General features: G+C 74.4%; 6 protein-coding genes and 1 pseudogene. 3 read left to right on the top strand and 4 right to left on the bottom strand.

Annotated elements, in window-relative coordinates; translation table 11 throughout:
- A pseudogene (locus E1300_RS28685) lies at positions 1 to 1,219 on the top strand (hypothetical protein); the annotation flags it as partial.
- Positions 1,220 to 1,240: 21 nt separating this feature from the next.
- Here E1300_RS28685 and thpR read toward each other — a convergent pair.
- The 3 genes from thpR to E1300_RS28670 all read right to left on the bottom strand — a co-directional run bounded on the left by thpR (position 1,241) and on the right by E1300_RS28670 (position 3,930).
- Positions 1,241 to 1,804 carry an RNA 2',3'-cyclic phosphodiesterase gene (gene thpR, locus E1300_RS28680; RefSeq protein WP_131760204.1) on the bottom strand — a complete coding sequence of 188 codons (564 nt, stop codon included), beginning with the start codon at positions 1,802 to 1,804 and terminating at the stop codon, positions 1,241 to 1,243.
- Between the two features lie 85 nt (positions 1,805 to 1,889).
- Positions 1,890 to 3,134 carry an MFS transporter gene (locus E1300_RS28675; protein WP_131760210.1) on the bottom strand — a complete coding sequence of 415 codons (1,245 nt, stop codon included), beginning with the start codon at positions 3,132 to 3,134 and terminating at the stop codon, positions 1,890 to 1,892.
- Between the two features lie 325 nt (positions 3,135 to 3,459).
- Positions 3,460 to 3,930, bottom strand: coding sequence for a MarR family transcriptional regulator (locus E1300_RS28670; protein ID WP_131760203.1), 471 nt, complete (start codon positions 3,928 to 3,930; stop codon positions 3,460 to 3,462).
- Between the two features lie 145 nt (positions 3,931 to 4,075).
- Between E1300_RS28670 and E1300_RS28665 the strand changes: the two genes are divergently transcribed.
- Together E1300_RS28665 and E1300_RS28660 are read left to right on the top strand one after the other, a co-directional pair.
- Positions 4,076 to 4,639, top strand: coding sequence for a TetR-like C-terminal domain-containing protein (locus E1300_RS28665; RefSeq protein ID WP_131760202.1), 564 nt, complete (start codon positions 4,076 to 4,078; stop codon positions 4,637 to 4,639).
- 37 nt (positions 4,640 to 4,676) lie between these two features.
- Positions 4,677 to 4,961: a DUF2530 domain-containing protein gene (locus tag E1300_RS28660; RefSeq protein WP_131760201.1), complete on the top strand. Its 285-nt coding sequence runs from the start codon at positions 4,677 to 4,679 to the stop codon at positions 4,959 to 4,961.
- A 5-nt stretch (positions 4,962 to 4,966) separates the two neighbouring features.
- On the opposite strand, the gene E1300_RS28655 is transcribed toward E1300_RS28660, so the two are convergent.
- Positions 4,967 to 8,026 carry a sacsin N-terminal ATP-binding-like domain-containing protein gene (locus E1300_RS28655; protein ID WP_131760200.1) on the bottom strand — a complete coding sequence of 1,020 codons (3,060 nt, stop codon included), beginning with the start codon at positions 8,024 to 8,026 and terminating at the stop codon, positions 4,967 to 4,969.
- Between the last annotated feature and the right edge of the window lie 51 nt (positions 8,027 to 8,077).

Here is an 8,077-nt window from a genome sequence, read left to right as displayed (position 1 = left end):
CCCCGGCCGCCGCGGGCTGCTCGACCTGCCGTCCGCCGGGATCGCCGCGATCGTCGTCGGGCCGGGCCTGCGCCTCGACCCGCTGACCGGCGAGCCGCGCCGCGCCGACCTCGCCGCGCTGGCCTTCGGGCACCGGCTGGAGCTCGTCGCCCGGCTGCCCGCGCACGGCCTGGACGGGTTCCAGCTCGCGCACGCCCTCGACGACCACGGCTACCGCGTGGTCACGCCGGGGGCGCGGGCGCCGCGCACCCCCGAGTACGGCCTGGAGGGGCTGCCCGAGATCTTCGCGCAGGTGCCCGGCGGGCGGCTCGTCGTCGCCGACAACGGCCTCGGCTGGGCCGACGCCGCGGGCGACGTCGTCCTGAAGATGCCCGAGGACCGCATCGGCGGCATCGAGCTGCTCACCATCGGCGGGCACGCGTGGGTGCGCCTGTACGACTCCGACGGCGACGAGTTCTTCGCCGCGCCCCTGTCGGCCCTCCGCATCTCGCGGACGGACCTGAGGGAGGCCGCCCGCCGGGCGGGCCTGCCGGTGAACGACGCCGAGTACGACGCCTACCTCAGCGCCGCGTTCCACTCCGCGGTGTCCACGCTGTCGGTCCCCGCGCCCGAGGCGGAGCCCGCCACGGCGCCCGTACCCGCCCAGGGGGCGGCGCAGGAGGCCGTCTCCGGGCCGCCTCCGCCCGACCGGTCCGGCGAGTTCACGGTGGCGATCGCGCCGCCGCCCGGCCCTGTCACCGCCCCTGGCACGCTCCTGGACGCCACCCGCCGGTCCCGTGTCGGGACGTACGGGATGAGCGTCCTGCTGTGCGAGGCGGTCGCGCTGATAGGCGCGGTCTGGCTCGGCCCGGAGCTGGGCGGGTTCCTCGCCACGGCGAGCTGGTCGGTGCCCACCGGGCTCCTGGTCGGCCTCCTCGGCTACTGGCTGTACGACCGCAACCGCTCCCAGCTCCGCGTGTCGTCCGCCGGGCTCGCCGTCGTCACCAAGCGCGGCAAGGTCGAATGGGACCTGGCCCGCGACCGCATCGGCGGCATCGGCATCGACGAGGCGGCCGAGCGGATGCCCCGGCTCGTCGTGTGGAACCCGTCCGGGCGCGTGCTGCGCCAGGTGACCTTCCCGCCCGACCTGGACGCGCTCCGCCGCGCCTGCGAACGCTACGGCGTCCCCTGGGGCCCGCCAGACGAAGACCGTCCCGCACCCCCGCCACCGGAACTGTGACCCGGACGCGTGGGGATCGGGTCAGTTGAGGGACCAGGTCTTCAGGCTCTCGTAGGTCACCTGGCTGTGCTGCTTGCCGGGCAGGTGGCTGCGCATCAGGTGGACGGAGTCGGCCGTCCACGGCGCCCCGGCGAACGCCGACAGCGCCTCGGTGAGGGGCCGCACGTCCACGGGCTGCCGCGACCGCGCCAGCGTCAGGTGCGGGCGGAACGTCCGGTGCTTGTCGGGCGGCGTCCCCGCGCGGCGCCCCGCCGCGGCGGTGGACGCGGCGAGCCGGGCCAGCCCGCGCCGGTCGCCGTACAGGCCCGTCCACAGCACCCGGGCGTGCGCGCCGCTGCCGGGGAACGCGCCCGCGCCCGCCAGCGACAGCGACATCCGGGCGTGCCGGTGGACGGCCCGCTCCAGCCGGGGCAGCAGCCGGTCGAGGGTGCGGTCGTCGACCTCGCCGAGGAACGTCAGCGTCACGTGCAGCAGCTCGCGCCGGATCCACCTCAGCTCCGGGACGTCGTCCCGGTGCGGGAGGACGGTCTCCTCCAGCTCGTCCAGGATGTCCGGTGGCGGCACGAGCGCCACGAAAAGCCTCATGGGAACGTCCGGAGAGCCACCTGGCCAGCTTTCCAGCCGATGGCACCCCTTGTCACGCGGATGGGACGCCGATGAGGCGCCTCCGTCAGCCGTCCGACACCGCCCTGGAACGGATCGCGCGGGCCAGCGCCGGGCGGATCGACTCCCTGGGCGCCGCCAGCGCGGCCACCGCGAGCGTCGTGAGGACGGCGACGAGGCCGCCCAGCACGATGCTCAGCCGGGGACCGAACTGCTCCGCCATCCACCCGACCGTGGGCGCGCCGATGGGGTTCGTCCCGAGGAACACGAACATGTAGAGGCCCATGACGCGGCCCCGCATCTCCGGGGCGACGCTGAGCTGCATGGTCGCGTTCGCCGCCGTCGTGAACGTCATCAGCGCGACGCCGGTCGGGACGAGCAGCACCAGGAACGACCAGTACGTCGGCATCAGCCCGGCGGCGACCTCCAGCGTCCCGAACAGCAGCGCGGCGGTCAGCAGCAGCCGCAGCCGCGGCCGGGACGCGCGGCGCGCGGCCAGCAGGGCGCCGGTGAGCGCGCCGAGCGCCAGCATGCTGGACGCGAGCCCGAACGAGGACGCGCCGGTGTGGAACACCTGCCGCGCGACCAGCGCGGTCGTCATCTGGAAGTTCATGCCGAACATGGCGACGAACCCGACGAGCACGAGCACCAGCATGAGGTCGCGGCGGCCGCGGACGTAGCGCAGGCCCTCGCGGAGCTGCCCCTTGGCCCGCTTGACCTGCGCCGCCGGGTGCAGCTCGTCCTCGCGCATCGCGTACAGGCCGAACAGGACGGCGCCGAAGGACGCGGCGTTCAGCAGGAACACCGGCCCGGTGCCCAGCACAGCGATCAGCACGCCGGCGACGGCCGGGCCGAGCAGCCGGGCGCCGTTGAAGGTGGCGCTGTTCAGCGCGATCGCGTTGGGCAGGTCGCGCCTGCCGACCATCTCGACCACGAACGACTGCCGGGTCGGGTTGTCGACGACGGTGGCGAGGCCGAGGCCGAACGCCAGCACGTACACGTGCCACACCTGCGCCTGGCCGGTGATCGCCAGCACGCCGAGGACGAGCGCGAGCGCGCCCATCGACACCTGCGTCAGCATCAGCACGCGGCGCTTCGGATACCGGTCGGCGATCACACCGCCCCAGAGGCCGAACAGCAGCAGCGGCAGGAACTGGAGGCCCGTCGTGACGCCGAGCGCGGTGCCGCTGCCGTGCGCCAGGTCAAGGACGAGCCAGTCCTGCGCGACGCGCTGCATCCACGTGCCGGTGTTGGAGACGACCTGACCGGCGGCGAAGAAGCGGTAGTTGCGCGTCCGCAGGGAGCGGAACATGCCGCCGCCCTTGGCGGGCTCGGACTCAGCGTGCTCGGACTCGGCGGGCTCGGCGTTGGCGCGTTCCGAGCCGGCGACACGGGCGTCCCGCTCGGTGGGCCCGGCGCCGGGACGGGCCCCTTCTGGAGCGGTCAGGACGGCCGTCGGGCCGGCGGCACCCGCGGTGCCCGGCCGGTCCGGTTCCTCAACGTCATCGTTAGCAGAAGTCATTACCAAGGCTAACGATAATCGCGCGCGTTCCATTCCGGCAAACCGGGTACCGAGATCCTCACCGGCGGGACAGCGAAAGACGCCCCGGCGGGGACGGGCGCGCGGAGGCGGTGCCTCAGGAGCGGCTGAGCTTGTCGATGACGGGCGCGGCGCGGCGGAGGATCTCCCGCTCGTCCTCGGTCAGCTCGACGAGGCGCCGCGACAGCCACGCCTCCTTGCGCCGCCGCTCCTCGCGCAGCAGCGCGGCGCCGCCGTCCGTGGCGCTCAGCACGACCTGGCGCCCGTCGGTGGGGTGGGGGCTGCGCATGACGAGGCCGCGCTCCTCCAGGTGGGCGATGACGCGGGTCATCGACGGCGGCTGGACCTTCTCGTGGTCGGCCAGCTCGCGCGGCGTCATCGAGCCGTGCCGCTCGATGGCGGCGAGCGCGGCGAACTGCGTGAGCGACAGCGGGCTCGGGACGCCGGGCTCGGCCGCCGAGGGGCGCAGCGTGCGCAGGCGCCTCGACAGCCGCGCGATCGAGATGCGCAGTTCCTCGGCGAGGCCCGGAGCGGCGACCGCGCGCTCTCCGGCCGGTGGCGTTGTCATCGTCAGTGTTCTCCCATGCCCCATGGTTCCACGCCATTCCGCCGACACGCCGCCGACCGCGCGCCTTCCGCGCCCTGCCCACCCACCTTGACAGCTAAGCTAATATGATTAGCTCATCAGCTATCTACGTTCAAGGAGTCGGGGAATGCCGCGAGCGGGGCTGTCACCGGACGCGGTCGTGGACGCCGCCGTCGCCATCGTGGACGCCGAGGGCCCCGGCGCCCTCACGCTGGCCGCGGTGGCGGGGAAGGCCGGTGTCGCCACGCCCTCCCTCTACAAGCATGTCCGCAACCTGGCCGAGTTGCGACAACTGGTGACCGTCCGCGTGGTGGACGAGCTCACGGACCGGCTCGGCAGGGCCGCCCAGGGCCGCTCCAGGGACGACGCCGTGCGCGCCGTGATGCGCGCCTACCGGTCCTACGTCGTCGAGCACCCGGGCCGGTACGCCGCCATGGACCAGGCGGGGGAGCCGTCCGAACGCGTCCAGGCCGCGGCGCAGCGGCTCCTGGACGTCATCTTCGCCGTACTGCGCGGCTACGACCTGGAGGGGGCGCAGCTCGTCCACGCGGCGCGCGCGCTGCGTTCGACCGTGCACGGCTTCGCCGTCCTGGAGGCCGCGGGCGGCTTCGGTATGCCCGAGGACCTGGAGGTGAGCTACGAACTGCTCATCACCATGGTCACCGGGGGCCTGCCCCGCCCAAGGGTGTGATCCGGCTCTCCCCCGGCCGCCGCGTAACCTGATCCGCATGAGCCGTGCGCGCCTCCCGGACCCGCCGCCGATGCGGACCAACGATGTCCGCATCGCGGCCGCGGGCACCGTCGCGTGGACGGTCGCGCTCGTCGTGCTGCTGATCGTCGACCTGCCGTCCGACGATCGCTGGTGGCTGTGGGTGTGCGTCGCCGGGATCGTGATCGGCGTGTTCGGTATGTGGTACATCCCGCGCCTCCAGACCGCGCGTGCCCGTCTGGAGGCCGTGCGAGCCGCCGAGCACGAGGCCCTCCTGAGGGGCGAGCCGCCCGAGAAGCGGTGACCCCGTCATGGCTCCAGGTCGGATTCCGCCAGCAGGACGGGAAGCGCCCGCGGATCGCGTAGGACCGCCTCGGCCAGGAGACGGTCGGCCCAGTTCCCGGCCGTCCAGGCGAGTGCCCGTGCGAGCCCCGCGGGACTGCTCGCGTGCACCTCGCCGTCTCCGGTCCACCATGGGACGTCCTGGCCGTCCACGATGAGCCGTTCGTGCGCCAGGTAGGTGACCGGAGCGTCCCGCAGGACGTCGTGGACGGCCTCCGGAACGGGACGCTTCTCCCCTACCGACTCGACCTCCCCAGGGACCTCGTCGCTCGCCGATGGCAGGTCAAGCAGCTCGGCGAGCCGCGCGTCCCGTCCTTGGGCGGCGATGACGAGCGGCTGACCCGGCAGGAGAGGCAGGACGTCGGGACGGTCGAGGACCAGGGCGTCCGCGGCGTCCACCACCTCGACGTGACCGTCCACGACGGCGCGCACGCGGTCGGGTGGCTCGATGGCGAGGTCCGGGGTGTCGGCCAGGGCGGTCCACAGCGCGCCGAGCTGCGAGCGGGTGACGTGTCGGGCGGGGTCACCGAGCCGGTCGAGGAGCTCTTGGGCCCCGCCGGGCTCGTCCAGCAGGTCGTCGAGGGACGTACGGACGCCTAAGGCGAGCAGCAGCCGCTCGTCGAGTCCACCCGGGGCGACCTCATAGAGCCCTGTCAGCGGATCGTCCTCGTCACCGGGAAGCCTGAACTCGCCCGGCCTGCGACCGTCCAGGACGGGATGGCGGCTCAGCCACCACGCCGTGTACGAGGGGACGGCGACGCGGCGCCCGCCCTCCACGGTCACGTACAGGGGATCGACGATCGCCGAACGCCACGGCGGGGCCGCGAGCAGGCGCAGCGCACCGGACCAGCCGTCGACGAGTTCGAGGTCGCGGACGGCCTGGAACTCCGGCACGAGCGGCGGCAGGTCCTGCGGGCCGATCCGGGTCAGGACCTCGTCGGCCCAGCGCTCCTCGCCGTCGAGGTCGAGCGTCTCGGCCTCGTCCGCGATGCCGGCGAGGTTGACGTCCTCGCTCCGGGCGAGGGCGAAGCCGTCCAGGACGCCGACGGCGGCGAGCGTCTCGGCGCCCCACCGCTCCAGCACCTCGCCGTCCACCACGCCGAAGGGCGCGTCGTCCGCGATGAGGTCGCGCAGGGGGCTTGCGGGCAGCAGCAGCTCGCTCGCCGGGTACAGCTCACCGTCGGTCCCGGGCAGCGCCAGATCGGCCAGCCACGGCTCCTCGCCGGGTTCGAGGGGCGTCGCCGCCACCAGCCCGAGCACCGCCTCGGCCACGGCGTCGGGGTCGTCGGCGTCGAACGAGCCCTCGACGGCGGCGCGCACGCCCGGGTCGGCGAGGACGGCGCGCGGACCCGCCTCGACCGCGCCGAGCCGGAGCAGCAGCGGATGCGCGGCGTCGGGATGGACGAACCGCAGGCCCAGCGCGTCCAGACCGGCCGGGTCGACCCCGTCGGCGATCAGCAGCCCGCGCGGACCGCGCACCACGCGGCCCGCGTCGCCGGCCAGCGGCACCGGCAGGGCTCCCAGAGCGTCCGTGGCGGCCCCGGCGAGCGTCCCGTACATCGAGTGCCACCACGCCGGTTCGCGGGCCACAGAGGCCAGCTCATCGATCACGTCGGCCAGCTCCACCCGGCGGACGCCGAGCGCCGCGAGCGCCGGGCTCCGCGCGGGCCAGCCGGGCGGCAGCAGCCCTGCGAGCACGGCGCCGTCACCACCTGGACCTTCACCCGACGCGCCACTGCTTTCGGCGCGTCCGGTGCGTCCGGCGAGGAGGTCGACGAACGCGGGCGGAGCGTCCACGGCCACCGCGTCGCGTCCGCGCATGCGGCCGTCGCCGTCGCCGCCGGGCTCGTCCGGGGCGGGCAGCAGCGGCGCATCGGGGAGCCGTTCGAGGATGGCGCGCCGGAGCCTTGCGTCCACCTCACCCGCCGCGACAGGCCCCGGGACCAGGTCGAGCAGCTCCGGGGACGCCGGGCGCGCGCGCAGCAACCGCACATAGGTCTCAGCGGCGCGCTCCACCAAGAAGTCGGTGAGCGGACCGGCCGCCACGTGACGCCGATCCGGTGCCAGCGGAAACGACGCGATGAGCAAGGCGGGCAGGTCGAGGCGTTCGTCGCTCGGCGTGGGCGCGTGCACGACGGCCGGCGCGTGCGAGGGCAGACCTCCGTCCGGCAGAGCCCAGCGCACCTGCCAGTACGGGCGGGCACGCTCCTCAGCGGGACGGTCCCTGAGAAGCTCCGCCGGAGTCGTCCCATGCGCCTCGGCCGTATGCCAGACCGATCCGTCGATCGCGACCGTGTCCGGGGCGCGGTGCTCGGCGACCAGCGTCCGGACGTCGCCGTCGATGTCGACCTCGACGGCGTCCAGGGCGGGCAGGGCCAGCATCAGCGCGGGCCCCACTTGAGTGAGCTGCGCCCGGACGGTCTCCGCGGCGCCCTCACGCAACGGCAACCGCACCAACGTGTCGAACCCCGCAGGGACCTCAGGGAGGTCGCTTACGGGAAGCGCGAAGGGCAGCCGCAGCAGCGGAACGTGGCCCTCGCGCCGTTCGAGCTCGTCCGCGAGCCCGGGGACGTCCTGCACGAGCCGCCGAGCGCGTTCCAGCGACCACTCCACGCCCCCTGGGCCGGACACCATGGCGGGCTCGTCGCTGACGGCCACGACGGCGGCGAAGCCGACGCCGAACCGTCCGACCGCATCCGTCTCGTCCCGCTTGGCCGAGGCCCGGAGGGTGGACAGCGCCTCCACTCCAGCGGCGTCGAGCGGAGCCCCGGTGTTGGCAGCCTCAAGGACCGCCTGGGCCGATCCCGTCCGGAGCACCAGCCGCAACCGACCGGGGACGCCCGCGCGGGACGCGGCGTCCGCGGCGTTCTGCGCCAGCTCGATGACGACCCGGTCGCGGTAACCGCCGAGGGCGTGGTCCTCCTCGGCGTTGGCGTCCTCGCGGAAGCGCGCCGGGGACTCGCCCCACGCGCGCAGCACCCGCTCCCGCAGGCCCTGGGTGCCGAACGGATCCGGTGTGTCGGTCACCGGGCTCTCACTCCTCGCCGCATGGGCGCCACGTCGTCGCCGGACCTACCG

It is taken from the genome of Actinomadura fibrosa (assembly GCF_900659615.1).
Lineage (GTDB): Bacteria > Actinomycetota > Actinomycetes > Streptosporangiales > Streptosporangiaceae > Spirillospora > Spirillospora fibrosa.
Note: the sequence above shows the minus strand (reverse complement) of the source record. Positions and strands in the feature narration are given on the sequence as shown.